Here is a 20272-nt window from a genome sequence, read left to right as displayed (position 1 = left end):
TGCAATGGACATCGAATCCGACGCCCTGCTGGGCATCCACCACGCCGCACTGATCTGCAGCGACTACGCGCGCTCGAAGGACTTCTACGTGCGCATCCTCGGCCTGCGCGTGCTGGCCGAGAACCATCGCGCCGCGCGCGATTCCTGGAAGCTGGACCTGGCCCTGCCCGACGGTGGCCAGCTGGAACTGTTCTCCTTCCCCTCGCCGCCGCCCCGTCCCAGCCGCCCCGAAGCGCAGGGGCTACGCCACCTTGCGTTCCGGGTCGCCACGCTGGAGCCGTTCATCCAGCGCCTGTCAGCGCATGGCGTGGCGTGCGAACCGATCCGCGTGGACGAATACACCGGCCGCCGCTTCACCTTCTTCGCCGACCCCGACGGCCTGCCGCTGGAGCTGTACGAAGTGGGTTGACGCCCTGGGGGTCAGATCCCTTTTCCGACGGAAAAGGGATCTGACCCCATCGCCGCCACCGGAAACGTCATCCACGCATGGCATGGATCTGTGTCGACCAAGGTCGACACCTACCCACAGCCGCAGAAATCTGTCAGAGGTGGGGCGGTGTGGGTGGGCAGGACCGTTGGCGCCATGGATGGCGCCATCGAGCCCCCAGGGATGGGTTTACGGCGTGTCCTGCCCACCCACACCGCCCCGCCATCCCACGGAATCCCGCCGCTGCCGTTGCGGTTGCTGTTGCGGTTGCCGTTGAGGTTGCCGGCCAGCGGCCGGCACTACCGCAGGTGCAGGGCGCAGCCCTGCAAAGACCCTCTTCCCCATACCCCGCCGAATGGGTATACAGTCGACCCGTACCGGCACCGTGCCGGAATGAACCCTGGGAGGGGACCATGCGCAACACCTTCAAGATCCTGCTGCTGGCACTGCCGCTGTGCCTGGCCGCCCTGTCGGCGCAGGCCGCCGACGGCGCCGCCGGTCGCTGGAAGACCATCGACGACAAGACCGGCAAGGTGAAGTCGATCGTCGAGATCACCCAGGCCGCCAACGGCACGCTGAGCGGCAAGGTGGTCGACATCCTGCACTCGGACAAGGGCCCGAACCCGGTCTGTGACGGCTGTGAAGGCGCCAACAAGAACAAGCCGGTGAAGGGCATGACCATTCTCTGGAACCTGAAGCCCGACGGTGCCAACAAGTGGTCCGGCGGCACCATCCTCGACCCGGCCAACGGCAAGACCTACAAGTCGAAGATGGAACTGCAGCCTGGCGGCACCCGGCTGGACGTGTCCGGCTGCATCGCCTTCATCTGCCGCGCGCAGACCTGGCAGCGCGAGTAAGCACCCGCCCGCGCTTCATTCCCGTGACCCGGCCCCGGCCGGGTCACGCCGTTGCGGGCGTGCGATAATCTGCGGTTCCCCTTGGATCCACCCCGCGACCATGACCCGTACCGCGCTCGTCACCACCGCCCTGCCCTACGCCAACGGCCCGCTGCATCTGGGCCACCTGGTCGGCTACATCCAGGCCGACATCTGGGTGCGTGCGCGGCGAATGAGCGGCGGCAAGACCTGGTTCGTCTGCGCCGACGACACCCACGGCACGCCGATCATGCTGGCCGCGGAAAAGGCCGGGGTCACCCCCGAAACCTTCATCGCCAACATCCAGGCCAGCCACGAACGTGACTTCGCTGCCTTCGGCGTGGCCTTCGACCACTACGACTCGACCAACTCGGCGGCCAACAAGGCGCTGACCGAGCAGTTCTACCTGAAGCTGGAAGCGGCCGGCCACATCAGCCGCCGGTCGGTGGCGCAGTTCTATGACCCGGCCAAGGGCATGTTCCTGCCCGACCGCTACGTCAAGGGCATCTGCCCGAACTGCGGCAGCCCCGACCAGTACGGTGACAACTGCGAAGTGTGCGGCGCGACCTATGCGCCGACCGACCTGAAGGAGCCGCGTTCGGTCATTTCCGGCGCCACGCCGGAAATGCGCGATTCGGAGCACTTCTTCTTCGAGGTGGGCCACTTCGACGCGTTCCTGCGCGAATGGCTGGCCGGCGATGTCGCCCTGCCGGGGGTGAAGGCCAAGCTGGGCGAGTGGCTCAACGCCGAAGGTGGCCTGCGCGCATGGGACATCTCGCGCGATGCGCCGTACTTCGGTTTCCAGATCCCCGGCCAGCCGGGCAAGTACTTCTACGTCTGGCTGGATGCGCCGATCGGCTACCTGTCCAGCTTCCAGACCCTGTGCGGCAAGCTCGGCGAGGACTTCGACGCGCACCTGCGCGCCGGCACCGCCACCGAGCTGCACCACTTCATCGGCAAGGACATCGTCAATTTCCACGGCCTGTTCTGGCCGGCGGTGCTGCACGGGACCGGCCATCGCGCGCCGACGCGCCTGCACGTGAACGGCTACCTGACCGTGGACGGCGCCAAGATGAGCAAGTCGCGCGGCACCTTCGTGATGGCCCGCACCTTCCTCGACGCCGGCCTGGAACCGGAGGCGCTGCGCTACTACTACGCCGCCAAGTCCGGCGGTGGCGTCGACGATCTTGACCTGAACCTGGGTGACTTCATTGCCCGCGTCAACGCCGACCTGGTCGGCAAGTTCGTCAACCTGGCCAGCCGCTGTGCCGGCTTCATCAGCAAGCGCTTCGACGGCCAGCTGGCCGCGCAGCTGCCCGACGCGGCGCAGTACCAGCGCTTCGTCGACGGCCTGGCGCCGATCCGTGAAGCCTACGAGCGCAACGACCCGGCCGCGGCGATCCGCCTGACCATGACCCTGGCCGACGAAGCCAACCGCTACATCGACGACGTCAAGCCGTGGGTCATCGCCAAGCAGGAAGGCGCCGACGCGCAGCTGCAGGCCGTGTGCAGCCAGGGCCTGAACCTGTTCCGCGTGCTGGTCACCGCATTGAAGCCGGTGCTGCCGGCCACCGCCGCGCAGGCCGAGGCCTTCCTGGCCGCGCCGGTCAATGACTGGACCGAACTGGCACAGCCGCTGCTGGGCCACCGCATCACCGACTACACCCCGCTGTTCACCCGTATCGACCCGAAGAAGATTGACGCCATGATCGACGCCTCCAAGGACACCCTGCAGCCGGCCGCCGCGGCCGCTCCCGCCGCCAGGACCGAAGCGGTCAAGCCGGCCGCACCGGCACCTGCTAAGGACGAAGCCAAGGGCGCCGACGCCCCGGCCTACATCGGCATCGATGATTTCGCCAAGCTCGACCTGCGCATCGGCAAGGTGCTGGTGTGCGAGTTCGTGGACGGTTCGGACAAGCTGCTGCGCTTCGAACTGGACGCCGGTGAACTGGGCAAGCGCCAGATCTTCTCCGGCATCCGTGGCAGCTACGGCGAGCCGGAAAAGCTGGTCGGCCGCAGCGTGGTGTTCATCGCCAACCTGGCCCCGCGCAAGATGCGCTTCGGCCTGAGCGAAGGCATGATCCTGTCGGCCGGTTTCGACGGTGGCGCGCTGGCGCTGCTGGACGCCGACAGCGGCGCGCAGCCGGGCATGCCGGTGCGTTGATGCCTGCAGCGGGCGTGGCAAGGGCCGCGCCGGCCGGTGCCCATGGCCAGCGGAGGCAACGTGATGGAAGGCGACGGAATGGAACTTGCGCTGTTCGACTTCGACCACACCGTGACCACCTGCGATACCTATGGCCGTTTCCTGCGCCGTGTGGCCACTGCCGAACAGCTGGCGCAGGCGTGGTGGAAGGTCGGTCCGTGGCTGGCGGCGTACAAGCTGAACCTGATCTCGGCCGAACGCATCCGCGCACGCGTCACCCGCCTGACCTTCAGCGACCGCCACAGCGATGACATCGCCACGCTCGCGACCGGCTTCTCGCGCGAGGTCCTGCCCGAGGTGGTGCGGCCGGAGATGCTCGAGCAGATCCGCTGGCACAAGGAACAGCAGCACACCGTGGTGATCGTGTCCGGCTCGCTGGACCTGTACCTGCGGCCGTGGTGCGAGCCGCTGGGCCTGCAGCTGATCTGCAACCGGCTGGAAAGCCAGGGGGGGCGCCTGACCGGCCGTTACGCCGGTGGTGACTGTGGCCCGCGCAAGGTCGAGCACATCCGACGCCAGTTCGATCTGTCGCGTTATGTGCGCATCCATGCCTACGGCGACAGTTCCGAAGACAAGCCGATGCTGGCGCTGGCGCATGAGCGCTGGTTCCGTGGCAAACCCCTGAAGTGACCCTGACGCGCAGCCTTTCGCCACGCATGAGCCTGATCCCGCCCCTCACCGAACGCCTCGACCGCCTGCTGCCGCAGACCCAATGCGGGCAATGCGGCTATGACGGCTGCCGCCCCTACGCGCAGGCGATGGCGCGCGGTGAGGCCGGCGTGGACCGCTGTCCGCCGGGCGGCGATGCCGGTGCACGCGCGCTGGCCCAGGTGCTGGGTGTCCCGGCACTGCCCTTCGACCGTTCGCGCGGCGAGCACAAGGCGCCGCAGGTGGCGTTGATCGTGGAAGCCGACTGCATCGGCTGCACCAAGTGCATCCAGGCCTGCCCGGTGGATGCCATCGTCGGCGGTGCCAAGTACATGCACACGGTGATCGCCGAGCTGTGCACGGGCTGCGAACTGTGCATTCCGCCGTGCCCGGTGGACTGCATCGAGTTACTGCCCCTATAACAGGGGTCAGATCCCTTTCCGCAGGAAAGGGATCTGACCCCATCCCGCAGTTACGGCACCGCTGCCGTCACCACGATCTCGACCTTCCATTCGGCGTGGGCCAACTTGGCCTCGAAGGTTGCGCGGGCGGGAGTCGCACCCTCGACCACCCACTCGTCCCACGCCTTGTTCATGCCCTCGAAATCGGCGATGTCGGCCAGGAACACTTCCGCGCGCAGCACGTGCTGGCGGTCGCTGGCGACCAACGCCAACAACTTGTCGATCTCTGCCAGCACCTGACGGGTCTGCCCGGTGATGTCCTGGCTGGTGTCTTCCGGGATCTGGCCGGAGAGGTAGGCGACCTTGTTGTACACGGTCATTTCGGACATGCGCGGTCCGACGTCGTAACGCTCCATCATGGGCGTGGCTCCTGCGGGTGATCAGGCCTGCATTGTCCTCCAAACCGGTCAACGATGGGTGCAGGGGCGAGCGGCCACGCAGCCGCACTACCGCACTCCGACACAGCCGCTGGTCAAATGGCGGCAACAGGCGCAGGATGCGCCACGCCCCGCGTTGACACCGCACTCGCCCTCCCTGACGCACCCTTGCGCCGATGACCGCCCCCACCGAATCCACCGCTGCTCCTTCCACGCCCACCTGGAAGCGGGTCGCCACCATCGTCATCCCGTTGCTGATCCTCGCCCTGGCGCTGCACGGCCTGGCCAGCGAGTTCGATGAGAACGGCTACCGCGCCATCCGCCACGCCTTCCGCGAGCTCAGCGGCACCCAGATCGCACTGACCGTGGTGCTGGGGCTGGCCAGCTACGCCTGCCTGATCGGCTTTGATGCCATCGGCCTGCGCCGCAGCGGCATCCGTGTGCATCCGGCCCGCATCGGCATCACCGCTTTCCTGGCCCACACCCTTGGCCAGACCGTGGGCTTTGCCGCGCTGACCGGTGGCGCGGTGCGCCTGCGCGGCTATCGCACGGCCGGCCTCGATCTGGCGCAGATCGGCCAGGTGGTGCTGATGAGCACGCTCGGCTTCGTGTTCGGTGCGTGGCTGCTGATCAGTGTGGCGCTGTGCATGGAACCGGCGGCGGCGGCGCTGGCATTGCCACTGGATCCCGATGCCGTGCGCATCGTCGGCATCGTCGCCCTGCTCGCCTATGTCGGCACGGTGCTGCTGGTCGGCCGCAATGGACGGCAGTTCAGTGTGTTCGGCCATGCGTTGTGGCTGCCCGACCGCCGCACCATGCTCGGCGTCACCGTGCTCAGCGTGATCGAACTGGTGCTGGCCAGTGCCGCGTTCTACGTACTGCTGCCGGACTCCACGCCAACCGGCCTGCCCGGCTTCGTCGGCCTGTACCTGGTCGCGGTGCTGGCCGGCCTGGTCTCGACCGTGCCGGCCGGCCTGGGGGTGTTCGAGTGGAGCCTGCTGAAACTGTTGCCGCAGGTGGCGCCAGCGGCGGTACTGGCGGCGGCGCTGATCTACCGCGTCACCTACTACGTGCTGCCGCTGGTGCTGGCCACGCTGCTGGCGCTCGCACCCGCGCTGCGGCAGCCGCTGCAGGCCAGTGCCGGCGCGACCCGGGCCGGCTGGAACGCACTGCGCCCGTGGCTGCCACAGATCATCGCACTGGCGGTGTTCAGCATCGGCGCGGCGCTGGTCATCGACGGCACACTGCCGACGCCGCGCCGTCACCTGGTGAACGCCTCGCTGCCGATCCTGGAAACCTCGCACCTGATCGGCAGCCTCAGTGGCGTGGCGCTGCTGCTCATCGGCCAGGGCCTGGCCCGGCGCAGCCATGCGGCCTGGATGCTGGCGATGGCGGTGTGCGTGGTCACCCCGCTGCCGCTGTGGCTGCGCGGTGGCCAACCGCTGATCGCCGTCTCGGCCGTACTGGTGGCGATGGCGCTGTGGGCTGCACGGCGCGAGTTCTACCGCCAGGGGGCACTGCTGGATGAAGCCTGGTCATGGCCATGGCTGCGCAACCTCGGCCTGGTGCTGGTGGCGGTCACCTGGCTGCTGTTCTTCACCTACAGCCATGTCGAATACCAGAACGAGCTGTGGTGGCAGTTCGCGCTGTCCGGCAACGCGCCGCGTGCGCTGCGTGCCCTGCTGGTGGTGGCCATCGCGCTGGTGATGTTCGGCCTGGCACGGCTGCTGCACAGCACGCGCAGCCCGCTGCCAGCCGCCGATGAAGCAACGCTGCAATCGCTGGCGCCGGTCCTGGCCGGTGCCACCGACACCCAGGCCTGCCTGGTGCTGACCGCTGACAAGGCGGTGCTGCGCGATGATGCCAGGCAGGGCTTCGTGATGATGCAACGCTACGGCGGCTCGCTGATCGCGATGGGCGATCCGGTCGGTCCCCCCGACGTGGCGCGCGCGCTGATCTGGCGCTTCCGCGAGGAAGCCGACCGGCTTGGCCTGCGCCCGGTGTTCTATCAGGTGGGCGAGACCTACTGGCAGACCTATCTCGACCTGGGCCTGGGCCTGGTCAAGCTGGGCGAAGAAGCGATGGTGCCGCTGCACGACTTCGGCCTGGAAGGCCGCGAACGCGCCGACCTGCGCCAGGCCTGGAACCGCGGCAAGCGCAGCGGCCTGTCGTTCCGCGTCGCGCCGGTGGAGGAAATCCCCAGCCTGCTGCCACGCCTGCACGCCATCTCCAACGCCTGGCTGGAAGACAAGGCCGGCGACGAAAAAGGCTTCTCGCTCGGCAGCTACGACCCGGATTACCTGGTGCGCTTCCCGGTGGCGCTGGTGGAGGCCGAAGGCCAGATCGTGGCATTCGCCAACCTGTGGCAGGCGCCGGCCGGTGCCGAGCTGTCGGTGGACCTGATGCGCCACGTCAACGAAGCACCGAAAGGCACGATGGACTTCCTGTTCATCGAGCTGTTCCTGTGGGGCCGGGCGCAGGGCTATGCGCGTTTCTCGCTGGGCATGGCGCCGCTGTCCGGGCTGGCACAGCATCGGCTGGCCGGCCGTTGGAACCGCCTGGCCGGCCTGCTGGCGCGGCATGGCGAACGCTTCTATGGGTTCAGTGGCCTGCGCCGCTTCAAGTCGAAGTTCGACCCGCAGTGGCGGCCACGCTATCTCGCGGCCCCCGGCGGCATGCACCTGCCGGCGGCGCTGCTGGACGCCACGCGCCTGATCTCGCTGGACCCGCGGCGCAACTGACGCGCCATACCGCCGGGCATGCCCGGCACCACCTGCCGCCCGGTGGGTGTCGACCTTGGTCGACACGTCGGCGACAGCCGTCGGCATGGCTTGACGCTACGTGCCGCCCTTGAGGATCACTTCGGCCAGGCGATCGTAGTCACCACCGAAATGGTGGTCACCCGGCAGCTTCACCTTCTTCACGCCGTCATTGGCCGGCAGGTCCGGGCACAGTGCGTCCTCATCCTTGTCGCCGTACACGCACAGCGTTTTTTCCGCCGGCAGCCTGGCCACTTCCGGCGCGATCGGCAGGCCATCGCCGCCGCCGCCCAGCCAGTTGCTGACATGGAACTCGAAGTCGGCCTTCTTGCCCACCGACAGCAGCACGATACGCTCCAGCGCTTCACGGGTGCCGGCGTCGAGCTGGTTGATGGTGGCCGGCAGCACGTCGGCGCCCTGCGAGAAACCGATCAACATGACCTTGTCGCGGTGCCACTGCTGGCGGTAGTGGTCGATGATCTTCTGCAGGTCGGCGGCGAAGCCTTTCGGCGTGCGTTCGCTCCAGAAGTAGCGCAGCGAGTCGATGCCGACCACGGCCACGCCGTGCTCGTTGAGCGACGACGCCACGTCCTTGTCCAACCCGGCCCAGCCGCCGTCGCCGGACACGAACACGGCCAGCGTGTCACCGTTGCCACTCGCCGGCACTTCCACTATCGGCAGGCCCTTCAGCGCGGCCGGTGGCGGTGCCAGGCTGACACCCGCCTGCGCACCGATCACGCGGGCCGCGGCGACCAGGCCCGGCGATGCATCACCGCGCGCGGTGCGCTTGAATTCGCGCGCCATCGCCACCTGCTGCACGAACTGGCTGGCCTCGCCCACCTTGCAGCCGTGGTCACCGGCTGCACTCAGCCAGGGGAAGTTCAGTTCGGCCGGCTGCAGCAGGTTGTGCTTCACGCCATCGCCGCAGACCATGCGCTCGTGGGCGTGGTCCGGGCAGAAGCCGGTGGTCAGCAGGCCGGCGAACACCTGCGTATCGGCCTGCGCAGCCAGCGCATAGGCCATTTCAGCGCCTTCGCCATCGCCGCCAACCAGCGGCAGGTGGTACCCGGGCAGATGCAGCGAGGCCTGCAGCCAGCGCGAGAAATTCTCGACATCGCCGGAACCGAACGAACAGGTCGGGTTGCCTTCGCGCTTGAGCACGCCGCGCAGGTGCGCGATGTCCACGGCGGCGACCATCGCGCCATCGGCACGCAGGGCCTCGATCGGCAGACGACTGGTATCGCCACCGGGAGTCGGTTCGTGGAACCAGATCACCACCCGCTGCGGGGTACCGGCCGGCATGTGCACCGGAATCTGCTCGAACCGCCCATGGCTGAACTGCTGCACGGCCGCTGCCGCTGTTGCCGGCAGCGCCGCCAGCGCCAGCACCACACCCATTGCCCTGCCCAGCCCTGCACGCTTCATGTCGCATCCCCGATGGAATGCGCACACGATACGCTGCCTCCACGTGCACGGCACGTACCGGTGCAGGCCGTTGGGGTTTCAGCAGGCAGCGGTGCGCCGGCTGCGACGGTACAGGGCCAGCGCCAGGTACAGCAGCCAGCCCACGATCACCACGATCACGGCCTTCTGCCCCAGCCCACGGGGCGGACCGCCGCGCCACAGCACGTGCAGCCACAACAGCACGAAAGCCAGCCAGGCCCAGCCCCAGAGCAGGCCGGCGGCAGAGTGCCAGCCCGGTTCGCGGCGCAGGTACCAGGCCTGCAGCAGCATGCCGACGCTGGCGCAGAGGAATGCGGTGTTGGCCGCCAGCCCATGGATGAACGGCGCCAGCAGTGGCGTGGCGTCGGGCAGCCAGCTGTCACCGATGGCGACCGTGGCCAGGCCCAGCGCCGAGACGGTGAACAGCAGCGGCGCCGCCGCGCTGCGCCGCGGGCCGATGCTGCCGCGATACAGGGCGATGCCGAGCAGGGCGATCGCCACTGCCAGCACGCAGTAGGCCGCGCGCAACGCCAGTCCCCAGGGCCCGTGCAGGTAGAGGCTCAGCGTGGCCCGCACCCAGTCCAGGTCGGTGCGGACGAACTGGGTCCACAGCGCGGTCGCCAGGAACAGCAGCAGCGCCACCGTCGCCAGCAGCGCCGCCGGACGCGCGCGGCTCATGGGGACGCCTCCGGGTGCCGTGCCTGCCACTCGGCCAACGCCTTTCGATAACGCTGCAGCTCGTCGGCATACAGATCCAGCACGCACAGCGGGCAGCCGCTGCCGCAGCATTCGTTGGGACCGGGCTCTTCGGGTGGCTGCGGACGGGGATCGGGATCAGGGACGGACACGGTGGGAAGGCAATCGGTGGAAACGGGCGCCAGTGTAGCGGGCGGACTCAGCGGTCCAGCTGGCGGCGCAGGTTGTCGCGGGCAGCCGCATCCAGGCGTTGATGGAAGAAATCACTGAGGAAGATGCGGGGTGCACGCAGCAGTCCCTGCAGGAAACGACGGCGGCCGGCCCGGTACAGGAAGCCTGGCACCACGCCCTTGTACTCCTCGGCCACGCCACGGTCATAGGCGGCGAACACCGGCTCGGGCGCTGCCAGGATCGCCATGTCGCAGTCCAGGAACAGCGCCGCCTCGGCATCGACATCATCCGGACCGAGCTCGCCATGGCGGGCGGTCAGCAGGATCAACTGCTCGACCCGGGCGGCATCGACGGTCGCCAGTTCCGGCGCCTGCGCGATCACCTGCAGCGCCAGTTGCGCCGAACGCGCCTCGTTGTCCTTGCGTCCCGCCACGTAGATCGCGTCGTGGTAGAGCACGGCCAGGTAGACCTCGGCCGGGTGCTGCCAACCGGGGCCGTCGGCGACCTCCTGGCAGTGCTGCAGCACCGCGCGCACGTGGCCGAAGTGATGGTAGGCGCGCGGTGGCGTTGCATAGCGGTCCTGCAGCGCCTGCCACTGTGCCGGAGCAAGCGTCAGTGGGGAGAAATCCATGCCCCGATCATCCCGCCTGCGTCGGCGGCGGGCAAGCGGGCGGTTTTTTCACCAGCCGCTCACAATGCTTGCCCGGCCTGGCCTGGACGCGGTTGTCCACAGCTTTGTCGAGCACTGGTCCACACCGGTTGTGGATGAACATCCGGCCCGACCAGCGGTCACCGCAGCGGTGCGTGTACAGGTCTACACTCGCCCTCAGGCGGAAGCGCCCGCCGCTGCCGGGAACCGTCATGTACTGTCCTGCCGCCCGATCCGTACTGCTCGCATTGGCCGCCTTGGCCGCATCCCCTGCAGTCGCGCAGGAGCGTGCGGCGACCGCAGCCCCCGTGGTCGCGGCCAGCCCTGTCGCGCCGACGATTCCGACGCCGCCGCAGGTGTTCGCGATCCCACCGGCGATGCACGACATGCTGCGCACGCAGGTGATCAATCGCAGCTACTCGCGCGAGCAACGCCTGCAGGCCCTGGTGGAGATGATCTTCGACCGCCATGGCCTGGACCTGCAGTACGACGCCGACGCGACCCTCACCGTCAGCGAAATCTGGCAGCAGCGACGCGCCAACTGCCTGGCGTTCACCCTGATGTTCGTCGCGCTGGCCCGCGAGGCCGGCATCCAGGCGCGCGTGCAGGAAGTCGGCCAGGTGGTGTCGTGGTACCAGGACCAGGCACAGGGGCTGGTCTACAGCGTGGGCCACGTCAATGCCGGGGTCGGCTTCGCCGACCGCTTCGCCACGGTCGACCTGGACCGCAACGTGCTGTACGACCGCCGCGGGCCGCTGCCGATCAGCCAGGCACGGGCCTTGGCTCACTTCTACAACAACCGTGGCGCCGAACGCATGGCCAGCGGCGATCTGACCGGCGCACGTGCCTTCTTCAACACGGCGCTGGCGCAGGACGCCGGCTTTGCCGCCACCTGGAACAACCTGGGCGTGCTGGAGAACCGGACCGGCAATACGGCCGCTGCGCGCCGGGCACTGGAAACGGCGCTGCGCCTGGACGGTCGCCAGGATGCGGCACTGACCAACGCCAGCGCGCTGTACCGCAAGCTGGGCATGAACGTGCAGGCGCAGGCGCTGGAGCAGCGGTTGCAGTCGGTGCAGCGCGAGGACCCGTTCGCGCAGTACATGCTGGGCGCCGAAGCCGAGCGAGCCGGCCAACTGGACCAGGCGATCCGCCACTACCGGCAGGCCGTGCGCCTGTACGACACCGCGTATCAGTTCCACTTCGGGCTGGCGCGGGCCTACTTCCTGGCCGGCCAGCTCAAGCGCGCCGATCGTGAGCTGCTGCGCGCGCAGGAACTGGGCGGGGCGCCGCAGCAGGCACGCTACCAGGCCAAGCTGGACAGCCTGGCCCGCTGGCGCGCGCAGCAGCAGGCCAGGCGCTGACGGCCGGTCAGGCCTTCTTGAGGAAACAGGTCTTCAGGACCAGGCCCTTGATCTTGTCCGAGTTGCCTTCGATGTGCTCGGCATCGTCCTCGACCAGGCGGATGTTGCGGATCACGGTGCCCTGCTTGAGCGGAATCGAGGAGCCCTTCACCTTCAGGTCCTTGATCACGGTGACGGTGTCGCCGGCCTGCAGGGTGTTGCCGTTGCTGTCCCGCACGACCAGGGTGGAACCGGCGCTTTCCTCGGCGGTCCATTCGAAACCGCAGTCGGCGCAGATCCACAGCGCGCCATCGGCGTAGGTGTTTTCCAGCGTGCACTGCGGGCAGGCGGGGGCAGAAGACATCAGCAAGTACCTCAAAGTGAATCAACAGCCGCCATTGTAACCGCCCGGCTCCCCGGGCCTTTGCGCGCGGCGGCCGGCGGGCCTGCCTGCGCCGGCACCAGAGGCTGCGGAAACTTGCAGTCGGCGGCGAACTGCAGCAGAGTGCGCGGCCCCTGATCGCCCCCGGAACTCCCCATGCGCCTCGGCATCGACTTCGGTACCAGCAACTCCGCCGCCGCCATCGTGCATGAGGGGAAACTGCTGCCGATCCGCTTCGGCGACGCCGAGCAGTTCCGTACCAGCGTGTATTTCCCCGGCGTGGTACCCGACCCGGACGATTTCCAGCTCGATGACGGCCAGGAACACCAGCTGCAGCAGATGATCGACAGCGCCGCGCGCGCCGCCCGTGCCGCCGGCCAGCAACGCACGCCGCAGGCGCTGCGCCGCGAAGCCCTGCGCGCCCTGCGCCGCGAATGGATGGAAGCCCGCGCCGGCAAGGAACGCAGCGCCAGCGACCTGCTGCAGAACGCGGTCTATGGCGACGACGCGCTGGACGCCTATTTCGAGGAACACGAAGGCAACCTGGTGCAGAGCCCGAAATCGATGCTGGGCTACAACCTGCACCCGCGCGCGAAGCAGACCATCACCGGTATCGCCGCGCACATCCTCGAACACATCCGCCTGACCGCCAGCGCCCAGCTCGGCCAGCCGCTGCGCGCCGCCCTGCTCGGCCGTCCGGTGCAGTTCCGCAGTTCGATCGGCGCAGCCGGTAACGACCAGGCGCTGGACATCCTGCGCGACGCCGCCACCCAGGCCGGTTTCGACCAGATCGATTTCCTCGAGGAACCGGCTGCGGCCGCCATGCATTACCACGCCGAAAGCCGCGAGCGGCACCAGGCGGTGATCGTCGACATCGGTGGCGGTACCACCGACATTGCCCATGCCGAAGTCGGCGGCGATGACGCGCCGCGCATCCACCGCGCCTGGGGTATCGCCCGCGGCGGTACCGATATCGACCTGGCGCTGAGCCTGTCCAGCTACATGCCACTGTTCGGCCGCGGCGTCACCCGCGTGCCCGCCCACCACTACGTCGAAGCGGCCACCGTGCAGGACATGACCCGCCAGCGCGAGTTCCGCCAGCACAAGTACGATCACGTCGACGCCCCGTGGGGTGCGCGCCTGCAGGCCCTGCAGGACACCGGCAACACCGCCCGCCTGTACCGCGACGTCGAGCGCGCCAAGATCGCGCTCAGCACCGCCAGCGAGCACCGCAGCACGCTGGACTACATCGACCGCGACCTGCATGCCGACAGCAGCGCCGACGGCCTGGCCGCCGCCGCGCATGGCTACCTGGAGCAGATCCGCGAACTCCTCGCCCAGGTCCGCAGCGACATCGGCGGCGACCCGGACGCGGTGTTCCTGACCGGCGGCATGTCCCGCGCCGGGTACCTGCGCCAGGCGGTGGCGCAGGCCTTCCCGGGGGCCCGCGTTGTCCATGGGGAGCCCTCGTTGGGCGTGGTCCAGGGCCTTGCTCTGGCGGCAGCTAGCCGGGATTAACAAAACGTTACGGGGTCTAAGTTACCCTTGGTCGGCTAGAACCACCGCTGCACCTTCCACTGGCCACGCCGGTGTGTGTCCACAGTGCAGCCCGGCCCGTCCTGCGGGCCTAGCGGCCATGCCTTCCTGGCTCGTTCATGGTCCGCGTACTACCGGAGCCGCCATCGAGACCCGCTTTGGGCACCCGCCAGGCCCCCGTGGCCTTACAACCTGACGCAGCACCTGCACCCATCGACTGCCGCCGTTGTGACGCGGTCTGTTGCCGGTTGCCGGTACTGCTGCAGCCCGGCGACCACGTGCCCGGCCAGTTCCTGTCACGCGACACCCACGGCCGTGCCGTGATGGCGCGCAACGAGGAAGGCTGGTGCGCGGCGATCGATCCCTATCACCTGCGCTGCACGATCTATTCGCAGCGCCCGGCGATCTGCCGCCAGTTTTCGATGGGTGGCGATGACTGCCGCCGCGAGCGGCAGGACTACCTGCGCCAGGCCGACGCCTGGGCGCTTTCCTCCCCTTCCACCTGACAGGAGCAACCATGCCCCGCAAGGCAAAGACCCCCGCGAAGGCCAGCAACAGCATCCGCAGCGAACGCAAGGGCGCGGCCGCCAGCACCGTGGTCAGCAGCGATTCGATCGCTTCGGACCTGGCAGCGTTCCGCAAGGCCGGTGGCAAGATCGAAGTCCTCGGCACCACCTGGGCGCTGAAAAAAGCCAGCTGACCCCGCTCCGACCGCGGCGGCGCTGCCGCCGCGGCCTGCCGGACCGCGCTCAGCGATCCAGGCGCACCTGCACACTGCCCGAATGCGACTGGATGCGGATGTCACCATCGCCGCTGCCCAGGCGCGTGTCCAGATGGCTGCCCGGCCCGTAGCGCGGGCGCTCCACCTGGCCGGCATCGCTGTTGATCGAGCCACTGAAGCTGTTCACCGACAGCTGCGCCGAGACCGTGCGTGGCAACCGCAGGTTGACCGACGCACTCACCGATTCAACGTTGATGCGACCGCCCGGCGCCAACCCGGCCGCCGACAGGTCGATGCTGCCCGATACGGTTTCCACCGCCAGCCGCTGCACCCGGCCGGCATCGACCTCGACCCGTCCGGACACGGTCTGTGCGCCGATGTCGCCGGACACGCCGCCGCCTGCGTCGATACGGCCACTGACCGTGTTCACATCCAGCTTCGGCGTCTGCAGGCGGGCGCTCACGCTGCCGCTGACCGTGTTGAGCTTGCTGTCGCCACTGCGGCCCGCCGCGCTCAGGCTGCCGCTGACGGTGTCGGCCTGCAGCCGACGCACGTCGATGCCACTGATGTCCTGGCTGGCACTGACCGTGCTCAGCAGCAGCTCCACCGAGCGCGGCACGTTCAGCACCAGCGTCGCGCCGCCATTGTTGCTGCGGCGCGGATACTCGATCTCCCAGCGCACGCGGTTGGCACTCTTCTCCTGGCGCAGCTGCAGGCCGTCGCTGAGCGTGCCGGTGAGCTGCACGTCGTTGCGGTCCCAGCCACGCACGGTCACCTTGCCGGCCACGTTGCTCAGTTCGATGCGGCCGCCCGCAGCCAGGTTGTGACGCTCGTCGATCCGGGTGTCAGCCAGGGCCACTACGGGCACCAGCAACAGTGCCGCACAGCAGGTCATCAGGGTTCGGGTCATGGGGGTCTCCTCAGGTCGTCAGGCCGGACTCGGCGGCATAGGCCGCCTGCCGGGTCAGTTCCAGCCGCAGCGCGTAAGTGCGCCTGAGCTGTCCAAGCAGGTGGGGCGCTCGCGGGTCCTGCGCCAGCGCGGCACGGATCTGCGCCGCGCTTTCATCCAGTTCGTGCAACGCCGGCTGCCATTCCGGCGCGCGGCCATCGGGCAGCGAGGCGACGGCCTGCTGGTACTGCTCGGTCATGGCCGCCGCCTGCAGCTGCAGGGTGGATGGCACCGGCGCGTCTGGCTGCGCATGGCGCCAGGGTGCCACGGCGTAGACCGCCAGGCTGGCCGCCAGGGCAGCGCCGACCGGCAGCCACCAGCGGCGCCGCGAGCGCGTTGGCAGGGCCACCACGTTGTCCGTTGGCGCAGGTGCTGCCTGCGGTTCACGCGGCGGAAGCCGGGCCGACAGGCGTGCCCAGCCATCGGCGGGCACATCGCGCTCGCTGGGCAGCGCGCGCAACCGTGCCACAAGGTCGTGGTCGGAATCGTGTTCGTGTGTACTCATGTCATGTCTCCCAGCCGTGCGCGCAACAGGCCGCGCGCACGATGCAACTGTGCCTTCGAACTGCCGACGGCCATCTGCAGCTGCTCGGCGATTTCCTGGTGTTTCCAGCCTTCGATGTCGTGCAGTACCAGTACCGCACGGGCCCTCGGCGGCAACGTCGCGAGGGCGCGCTCCAGGTCGCGCTCGGTACCGGCACAACGGTCGTGCACCGCCAACTCCTGCAGGCCGCCGTCGACTTCGTCCAGGCTGTCGTGGTCCTGCCCGGCAGCGCGCCCGCGCAGTTCCATCAGTGCGGCGTTGACGCCCAGACGGTGCAGCCAGGTCGACAGGCTGCTTTCGAACCGGAACCCCGGCAGCGCCTTCCATGCCTGCAGGAACGCTTCCTGCAGGGCATCTTCGGCACGTGCCTGCTGGCCGCCACACAGCCGCCACAGCACGGCGAACACGCGTGGTGCATGGCGCCGGTACAGATGTTCGTACGCTGCGGTATCGCCGGCGGCCGCCGCCCGCACCAGGGCGGGTTCGTCGATGGCGTCGTGGGCGGCAGGCGGTGCTGGCATGGTGGTGTCGAGCATATCGCTTGGATGCGGCGGCCCGGGAAAAGGTTTAGAGCCGATCGTCGCGGCGGGCGATGCAACCTTTTCGGCGGCTGCTGCATCCATGGAAGGTCCTTCGCGAAAACGTCGTCCGGGAGTCCTGCCATGTCCAGCCCTGCCTGCGCCGCCCTGCTGGTGATCGCCACCTGCGCCGTACTCCAGGCATTGGGGCTGTCAGTGCAGCTGCGCCCGGACCACGGCCGCGCCTGCCTGCAGCAGCATCGCCAGGCGCTGGTCTGCCTGGCCTGGACCCCGGCGGTCGAATCCCCTGCACGCGCCGGGTAACATCGGGGGCCGTTTCTCGCTCTGTCGTCGCCCCATGATGTTGTCGCTGAAGGATCACCTGCCCCCCTGGACCCACCCCTGGCTGCATGACGTGGGCATCGCCGTGAAGATCCTGCTGACCCTGCTCGCCGCGTGGCTGCTGCGGGTGCTGGCGCGGCGCCTGATCCGTCGTTTCGCCGAGCACTACACGCTGCCGCCCGAGATGGCGATGGGCGCCCGGCGGATCAGCAGTTTCGTGGTCTATTTCAGCGCCCTTCTGTACATCCTCAGCCTGCTTGGCGCGTCGCCTTCGGTGCTGTGGACGGCGTTCACCGGCTTTGCCGCAGTCGGTGCCGTGGCCTTCTTCGCGGCGTGGAGCGTGCTGTCCAACATCTTCTGCACGCTGCTGATCTTCACCACCCGCCCGTTCCGCCTGCACGACTACATCGAGGTGCTGGAGAACGGCGAGAAGCCCGGCCTGAAGGGCCGGGTGATCGACGTGAACCTGATCTACACCACGCTGCAGGAAACCGGCGACGGCCACGAAGGCACGGTGCTGCAGTTGCCGAACAACCTGTTCTTCCAGCGCACGGTGCGCCGTTGGCGCGACCCGGCACAGGCGCCCGGCGGCATCCAGGGCGACGGCTGAGGGTGGCTTTGCAGGGCTGCGCCCTGCACCTGCCGAATCAACATCAACCGCCAGTGCAACAGCAAAAGCCAGCATTTCGTGGGCTGGCGGGGCGGTGTCGGAGTGCGGGGTGTCCGCGGCGTGGATGCCGCGGCCAAGCCCCATGGACGGGTTCACGGCGTCCCCGCACTCCGACACCGCCCTGCCAACCCACGGAATGCCAGCTGTTGCTGTTGCTGTTGCTGTTGCCTTGGCTTGAAGGCTTCGGCAGGTGCAGGGCGCAGCCCTGCCGAGCACCCCTTACCTCAACTGGCTGTCCTTGCTGCCGCGCCGGTTGTAGCCGGCATGCGCCTGCGCTTCGTCGTCATGCGCCTGCTGGCACGCCACGCACAGCCGTACGCCGGGCACGGCCTGGCGCCGCGCCAACGGGATCGGCGCGTCGCATTCCTCACAGTGTTCCAGACCCGGGCCCTCGCGCAGCTGGCGCCGCGCGCGGGCAATCGCATCATCGACAGTGGCGTCGATCTGGTCCTGGACCGCGCCATCTCCTGCCCAACCGGTGGCCATGGCTATCCTCCGCAGGTGTGTCGCCCGATATGGGGACGATACACCCCGGCAAAAAGGAAGGCCTTCATGTAGGTCCGAGCCATGCTCGGCTGCGCTTCAGGATGCCAAACAGAACGCGGACGGATCCGATCAGGCCGATTGCGACTTAATCCCCTCCGTCCCCTTTTTGCTTACCAGACCAGGTCGTCGGGCACCTGGAACTGCGCGTAGTAGGCGTCGTCTTCGGCGTTGCCGGTGGAGATCTCGGCGGTCGAGCCCGGCTGGCCGTGGTCGACGATGATGGCTTCGGGTGCGCGCTCACGCACCTTTTCGGCGGCGGCGCGGGGCAGCAACGCATAGCCGTCGCCGTGGGCGACGATGACCAGCACGCCCACCGACAGCGCCTTGCGCAGCTTGGGATCGATCAGCAGCGTACGGATTGCGGCGCCGTCGCTGAAGCGGTACTCATCGTCGCCCTTGTACGGCACCGCGTGGGCCGTGATGATCTGCCGGGCCTGGGCCTTCTGTTCCGCCTGCCTGGCCTGGGCGTTGCGCTCGGCGGCCAGTGCGCGGTCGCGCTCGACCTTTTCGGCACGGGCGCGTTCAGCCTCGCGCTGGACCTCGGCCGAGGTCGATTCGGCCTTGCCCTGGCGGGCCTTGGCCTGCTCGCGTGCGGCGGCGCTGGCCTGCGACTTCTTGGCCAGGCCGGCCTTGAGCAATTGTTCCTGCAGCGCGTTGGGCTTTGCCATGGTCGGTGCGTACCGCGTGTAATCTTGGATGCCCCATTCTACCGACGCCCCGCCGGCCCTGCATGGCAGTCCTGAAGTACCTCACCGGTTATCCCGAACCCCTGGTCGCCCAGGTCAGCGAGCTGCTGGCGCAGGGCAAGCTCGGCCCCTGGCTGCAGCAGCGCTATCCCGACCCGCACGAGGTGCGCAGCGATCGGCAGCTGTACGACTACACCCAGGAGCTGAAGGACCGTTACCTGCGCAAGTCGGTACCGCTGAACAAGGTCTGCTACGACAACACGCTGGAAGTGATCAAGCACGCGCTGGGCACCCACACCGCGATCTCCCGCGTGCACGGTGGCCGCCTCAAGGCCAGCCGCGAGATCCGCATCGCTACCGTATTCCGCCAGGCACCCGCGGCGTTCCTGCGCATGATCGTGGTGCATGAGCTGGCCCACCTGAAGGAAGCCGACCACAACAAGGCGTTCTACCAGTTGTGCCAGCACATGGAGCCGGACTACCTGCAGCTGGAGTTCGACACCCGCCTGTACCTGACCGAGCTGGCCAATCGCGGCCAGCGCTGACCGGCCGCAGCAGCTACACTGCGCGCCCCCTGCCCGACCTGCCTGCCATGGAACCGATCCGTCTCGACAAACGCCTGTCCGCCCTGCTCGGCATCCCGCGTGGCGAAGCCCGGCGCTACATCGAGGGCGGCTGGGTCACGGTCAATGGGGAGGTGGTGGAACAGCCGCAGCGGCCGGTCGACGACAGCGCGGTGATCGTGGTGGCCGAACAGGCCAGCGATGAAAAGGCCGAACGGGTCAGCATGCTGCTGCACAAGCCGGCCGGCGTCGCCGCCGAAACCCTGTGCGGCCTGGTCAGCAGTGACAGCCGCAGCGAACTCGACGCCAGCGACATCCGTCCGCTGCAGCGGCATTTCCATGGCCTGCAGCTGGGCGCTTCGCTTCCGGCCAGCGACAGCGGCCTGGTCGTGGTCAGCCAGGACCCGGCCACGCTGGCCCATCTGCAGCGCAACCTGGGGCGCACCGAACAGGAATACCTGATCGAGGTGGCCGACGGCGGCCCCGAGCGCGGCCCGTGGCTGCTGGCGCGGCTGCAGCAGGAATCCGGTGGCGCGAAGGTGAGCTGGCAGAGCGAACAGCGCCTGCGTTTCGCCGGCAAGGGGCTGACCGCCAAGGGCCTGCGCGTGGCGGTGACGGCTGCCGGCCTGCAGGTGACGGCGGTGCGCCGCCTGCGCATCGGCCGCGTGGCGCTGGGGCCGCTGCCGCCGGGGCAGTGGCGCTACCTGGGCAGCGACGAGCGTTTCTGAGGTATGCGGGTCAGAGCCCTTGCCGCAGGCAAGGG

The 20272-nt window shown here is 68.6% G+C and carries 25 protein-coding genes; 14 read left to right on the top strand and 11 right to left on the bottom strand.

Annotated features, from left to right (window positions below; all coding sequences use genetic code 11):
* Positions 1–4 precede the first annotated feature (4 nt).
* The 5 genes from LRM18_RS00350 to rnfB all read left to right on the top strand — a co-directional run bounded on the left by LRM18_RS00350 (position 5) and on the right by rnfB (position 4575).
* Positions 5–409, top strand: coding sequence for a VOC family protein (locus LRM18_RS00350; protein ID WP_057494626.1), 405 nt, complete (start codon positions 5–7; stop codon positions 407–409).
* Between the two features lie 431 nt (positions 410–840).
* Positions 841–1284 (top strand): DUF2147 domain-containing protein, encoded by a 444-nt coding sequence (locus tag LRM18_RS00345; RefSeq protein WP_206631744.1) that lies wholly within the window; start codon positions 841–843, stop codon positions 1282–1284.
* Positions 1285–1384: 100 nt separating this feature from the next.
* Complete coding sequence (gene metG / locus LRM18_RS00340; protein WP_064238965.1) at positions 1385–3466, top strand: methionine--tRNA ligase; 2082 nt, start codon at positions 1385–1387, stop codon at positions 3464–3466.
* Positions 3467–3544: 78 nt separating this feature from the next.
* Positions 3545–4135 carry an HAD family hydrolase gene (locus LRM18_RS00335; protein ID WP_049465076.1) on the top strand — a complete coding sequence of 197 codons (591 nt, stop codon included), beginning with the start codon at positions 3545–3547 and terminating at the stop codon, positions 4133–4135.
* A 26-nt stretch (positions 4136–4161) separates the two neighbouring features.
* Positions 4162–4575, top strand: coding sequence for an Rnf electron transport complex subunit RnfB (rnfB, locus tag LRM18_RS00330; RefSeq protein ID WP_049465097.1), 414 nt, complete (start codon positions 4162–4164; stop codon positions 4573–4575).
* A gap of 50 nt (positions 4576–4625) precedes the next feature.
* Here the strand turns inward: rnfB and LRM18_RS00325 are convergent, their stop codons facing one another.
* Positions 4626–4973, bottom strand: a complete 348-nt coding sequence (locus LRM18_RS00325; protein WP_049465077.1) for a RidA family protein — start codon at positions 4971–4973, stop codon at positions 4626–4628.
* A gap of 194 nt (positions 4974–5167) precedes the next feature.
* Here LRM18_RS00325 and mprF point away from each other — a divergent pair, with 194 nt between their 5' ends.
* On the top strand, positions 5168–7732 hold the full coding sequence (gene mprF / locus LRM18_RS00320; protein WP_270948996.1) for a bifunctional lysylphosphatidylglycerol flippase/synthetase MprF: 2565 nt from the start codon (positions 5168–5170) through the stop codon (positions 7730–7732).
* A gap of 96 nt (positions 7733–7828) precedes the next feature.
* Here mprF and LRM18_RS00315 read toward each other — a convergent pair whose 3' ends face one another.
* From LRM18_RS00315 to LRM18_RS00300, 4 genes are all read right to left on the bottom strand, one after another.
* A complete protein-coding gene (locus tag LRM18_RS00315; RefSeq protein ID WP_281058447.1) occupies positions 7829–9175 on the bottom strand; it encodes an AcvB/VirJ family lysyl-phosphatidylglycerol hydrolase in 1347 nt (448 codons plus the stop codon).
* A gap of 78 nt (positions 9176–9253) precedes the next feature.
* Complete coding sequence (locus tag LRM18_RS00310) at positions 9254–9871, bottom strand: DUF998 domain-containing protein (RefSeq protein ID WP_270948994.1); 618 nt, start codon at positions 9869–9871, stop codon at positions 9254–9256.
* Positions 9868–10041 (bottom strand): oxidoreductase-like domain-containing protein, encoded by a 174-nt coding sequence (locus LRM18_RS00305; RefSeq protein WP_074724965.1) that lies wholly within the window; start codon positions 10039–10041, stop codon positions 9868–9870. The genes LRM18_RS00310 and LRM18_RS00305 overlap by 4 nt, the downstream gene beginning before the upstream one ends.
* A gap of 47 nt (positions 10042–10088) precedes the next feature.
* The gene (locus LRM18_RS00300; RefSeq protein ID WP_053461010.1) at positions 10089–10691 is read right to left on the bottom strand and encodes a hypothetical protein; all 603 of its coding nucleotides are present in this window, start codon (positions 10689–10691) and stop codon (positions 10089–10091) included.
* A gap of 230 nt (positions 10692–10921) precedes the next feature.
* On the opposite strand from LRM18_RS00300, the gene LRM18_RS00295 reads away from it, so the two are divergent.
* Entirely contained in the window at positions 10922–12073 is a 1152-nt protein-coding gene (locus LRM18_RS00295) for a tetratricopeptide repeat protein (RefSeq protein ID WP_270948989.1), read from the top strand.
* Between the two features lie 7 nt (positions 12074–12080).
* Here the strand turns inward: LRM18_RS00295 and LRM18_RS00290 are convergent, their stop codons facing one another.
* Positions 12081–12416 (bottom strand): zinc ribbon domain-containing protein YjdM, encoded by a 336-nt coding sequence (locus LRM18_RS00290; RefSeq protein WP_010482882.1) that lies wholly within the window; start codon positions 12414–12416, stop codon positions 12081–12083.
* A gap of 174 nt (positions 12417–12590) precedes the next feature.
* On the opposite strand from LRM18_RS00290, the gene LRM18_RS00285 reads away from it, so the two are divergent.
* The 3 genes from LRM18_RS00285 (at position 12591) to LRM18_RS00275 (ending at position 14670) form a co-directional block, all read left to right on the top strand.
* Positions 12591–13952, top strand: coding sequence for an Hsp70 family protein (locus LRM18_RS00285; RefSeq protein WP_270948984.1), 1362 nt, complete (start codon positions 12591–12593; stop codon positions 13950–13952).
* 230 nt (positions 13953–14182) lie between these two features.
* Positions 14183–14476: a YkgJ family cysteine cluster protein gene (locus LRM18_RS00280; RefSeq protein WP_053462562.1), complete on the top strand. Its 294-nt coding sequence runs from the start codon at positions 14183–14185 to the stop codon at positions 14474–14476.
* 11 nt (positions 14477–14487) lie between these two features.
* A complete protein-coding gene (locus tag LRM18_RS00275; RefSeq protein ID WP_005410566.1) occupies positions 14488–14670 on the top strand; it encodes a hypothetical protein in 183 nt (60 codons plus the stop codon).
* Positions 14671–14719: 49 nt separating this feature from the next.
* Here LRM18_RS00275 and LRM18_RS00270 read toward each other — a convergent pair whose 3' ends face one another.
* Genes LRM18_RS00270 through LRM18_RS00260 form a run of 3 tightly spaced genes read right to left on the bottom strand, consistent with a single transcriptional unit; the run spans position 14720 to position 16720 of the window.
* Positions 14720–15601, bottom strand: coding sequence for a DUF4097 family beta strand repeat-containing protein (locus LRM18_RS00270; protein WP_049465089.1), 882 nt, complete (start codon positions 15599–15601; stop codon positions 14720–14722).
* A 10-nt stretch (positions 15602–15611) separates the two neighbouring features.
* Entirely contained in the window at positions 15612–16145 is a 534-nt protein-coding gene (locus LRM18_RS00265) for a hypothetical protein (protein WP_270948928.1), read from the bottom strand.
* On the bottom strand, positions 16142–16720 hold the full coding sequence (locus LRM18_RS00260) for an RNA polymerase sigma factor (protein WP_053506545.1): 579 nt from the start codon (positions 16718–16720) through the stop codon (positions 16142–16144). Before LRM18_RS00260 ends, LRM18_RS00265 begins: the two co-directional genes overlap by 4 nt.
* Positions 16721–16846: 126 nt before the next feature.
* Here LRM18_RS00260 and LRM18_RS00255 point away from each other — a divergent pair, with 126 nt between their 5' ends.
* Complete coding sequence (locus tag LRM18_RS00255) at positions 16847–17026, top strand: hypothetical protein (RefSeq protein WP_049465095.1); 180 nt, start codon at positions 16847–16849, stop codon at positions 17024–17026.
* A gap of 34 nt (positions 17027–17060) precedes the next feature.
* A complete protein-coding gene (locus LRM18_RS00250; RefSeq protein ID WP_080355517.1) occupies positions 17061–17654 on the top strand; it encodes a mechanosensitive ion channel family protein in 594 nt (197 codons plus the stop codon).
* Positions 17655–17933: 279 nt separating this feature from the next.
* On the opposite strand, the gene LRM18_RS00245 is transcribed toward LRM18_RS00250, so the two are convergent.
* Positions 17934–18200 (bottom strand): DksA/TraR family C4-type zinc finger protein, encoded by a 267-nt coding sequence (locus LRM18_RS00245; protein WP_032129365.1) that lies wholly within the window; start codon positions 18198–18200, stop codon positions 17934–17936.
* Between the two features lie 170 nt (positions 18201–18370).
* Positions 18371–18928, bottom strand: coding sequence for a DUF2058 domain-containing protein (locus LRM18_RS00240; protein WP_049467917.1), 558 nt, complete (start codon positions 18926–18928; stop codon positions 18371–18373).
* A gap of 62 nt (positions 18929–18990) precedes the next feature.
* On the opposite strand from LRM18_RS00240, the gene LRM18_RS00235 reads away from it, so the two are divergent.
* Positions 18991–19491 (top strand): M48 family metallopeptidase, encoded by a 501-nt coding sequence (locus LRM18_RS00235; RefSeq protein WP_043035443.1) that lies wholly within the window; start codon positions 18991–18993, stop codon positions 19489–19491.
* Between the two features lie 47 nt (positions 19492–19538).
* Entirely contained in the window at positions 19539–20237 is a 699-nt protein-coding gene (locus LRM18_RS00230) for an RNA pseudouridine synthase (protein ID WP_154331008.1), read from the top strand.
* The last annotated feature ends 35 nt before the right edge of the window (positions 20238–20272 follow it).

This window comes from Stenotrophomonas sp. PI_27 (assembly GCF_027854495.1).
Lineage (GTDB): Bacteria > Pseudomonadota > Gammaproteobacteria > Xanthomonadales > Xanthomonadaceae > Stenotrophomonas > Stenotrophomonas pavanii.
The sequence above is the reverse complement of the archived record's forward strand: the minus strand, read 5'-3'. Positions and strand labels throughout refer to the sequence as shown.

What these genes read in the sequence shown, in the direction of transcription:
- mprF (WP_270948996.1), top strand. Translation starts at nt 5,168, where the DNA reads ATGACCGCCCCCACCGAATCCACCGCTGCTCCTTCCACGCCCACCTGG.
- LRM18_RS00275 (WP_005410566.1), top strand. Translation starts at nt 14,488, where the DNA reads ATGCCCCGCAAGGCAAAGACCCCCGCGAAGGCCAGCAACAGCATCCGC.
- LRM18_RS00240 (WP_049467917.1), bottom strand. Translation starts at nt 18,928, where the DNA reads ATGGCAAAGCCCAACGCGCTGCAGGAACAATTGCTCAAGGCCGGCCTG.
- rnfB (WP_049465097.1), top strand. Translation starts at nt 4,162, where the DNA reads ATGAGCCTGATCCCGCCCCTCACCGAACGCCTCGACCGCCTGCTGCCG.
- metG (WP_064238965.1), top strand. Translation starts at nt 1,385, where the DNA reads ATGACCCGTACCGCGCTCGTCACCACCGCCCTGCCCTACGCCAACGGC.
- LRM18_RS00295 (WP_270948989.1), top strand. Translation starts at nt 10,922, where the DNA reads ATGTACTGTCCTGCCGCCCGATCCGTACTGCTCGCATTGGCCGCCTTG.
- LRM18_RS00250 (WP_080355517.1), top strand. Translation starts at nt 17,061, where the DNA reads ATGATGTTGTCGCTGAAGGATCACCTGCCCCCCTGGACCCACCCCTGG.
- LRM18_RS00290 (WP_010482882.1), bottom strand. Translation starts at nt 12,416, where the DNA reads ATGTCTTCTGCCCCCGCCTGCCCGCAGTGCACGCTGGAAAACACCTAC.
- LRM18_RS00255 (WP_049465095.1), top strand. Translation starts at nt 16,847, where the DNA reads ATGTCCAGCCCTGCCTGCGCCGCCCTGCTGGTGATCGCCACCTGCGCC.
- LRM18_RS00270 (WP_049465089.1), bottom strand. Translation starts at nt 15,601, where the DNA reads ATGACCCGAACCCTGATGACCTGCTGTGCGGCACTGTTGCTGGTGCCC.
- LRM18_RS00235 (WP_043035443.1), top strand. Translation starts at nt 18,991, where the DNA reads ATGGCAGTCCTGAAGTACCTCACCGGTTATCCCGAACCCCTGGTCGCC.
- LRM18_RS00245 (WP_032129365.1), bottom strand. Translation starts at nt 18,200, where the DNA reads ATGGCCACCGGTTGGGCAGGAGATGGCGCGGTCCAGGACCAGATCGAC.
- LRM18_RS00325 (WP_049465077.1), bottom strand. Translation starts at nt 4,973, where the DNA reads ATGATGGAGCGTTACGACGTCGGACCGCGCATGTCCGAAATGACCGTG.
- LRM18_RS00260 (WP_053506545.1), bottom strand. Translation starts at nt 16,720, where the DNA reads ATGCTCGACACCACCATGCCAGCACCGCCTGCCGCCCACGACGCCATC.
- LRM18_RS00350 (WP_057494626.1), top strand. Translation starts at nt 5, where the DNA reads ATGGACATCGAATCCGACGCCCTGCTGGGCATCCACCACGCCGCACTG.
- LRM18_RS00345 (WP_206631744.1), top strand. Translation starts at nt 841, where the DNA reads ATGCGCAACACCTTCAAGATCCTGCTGCTGGCACTGCCGCTGTGCCTG.
- LRM18_RS00230 (WP_154331008.1), top strand. Translation starts at nt 19,539, where the DNA reads ATGGAACCGATCCGTCTCGACAAACGCCTGTCCGCCCTGCTCGGCATC.
- LRM18_RS00285 (WP_270948984.1), top strand. Translation starts at nt 12,591, where the DNA reads ATGCGCCTCGGCATCGACTTCGGTACCAGCAACTCCGCCGCCGCCATC.
- LRM18_RS00265 (WP_270948928.1), bottom strand. Translation starts at nt 16,145, where the DNA reads ATGAGTACACACGAACACGATTCCGACCACGACCTTGTGGCACGGTTG.
- LRM18_RS00300 (WP_053461010.1), bottom strand. Translation starts at nt 10,691, where the DNA reads ATGGATTTCTCCCCACTGACGCTTGCTCCGGCACAGTGGCAGGCGCTG.
- LRM18_RS00315 (WP_281058447.1), bottom strand. Translation starts at nt 9,175, where the DNA reads ATGAAGCGTGCAGGGCTGGGCAGGGCAATGGGTGTGGTGCTGGCGCTG.
- LRM18_RS00310 (WP_270948994.1), bottom strand. Translation starts at nt 9,871, where the DNA reads ATGAGCCGCGCGCGTCCGGCGGCGCTGCTGGCGACGGTGGCGCTGCTG.
- LRM18_RS00335 (WP_049465076.1), top strand. Translation starts at nt 3,545, where the DNA reads ATGGAACTTGCGCTGTTCGACTTCGACCACACCGTGACCACCTGCGAT.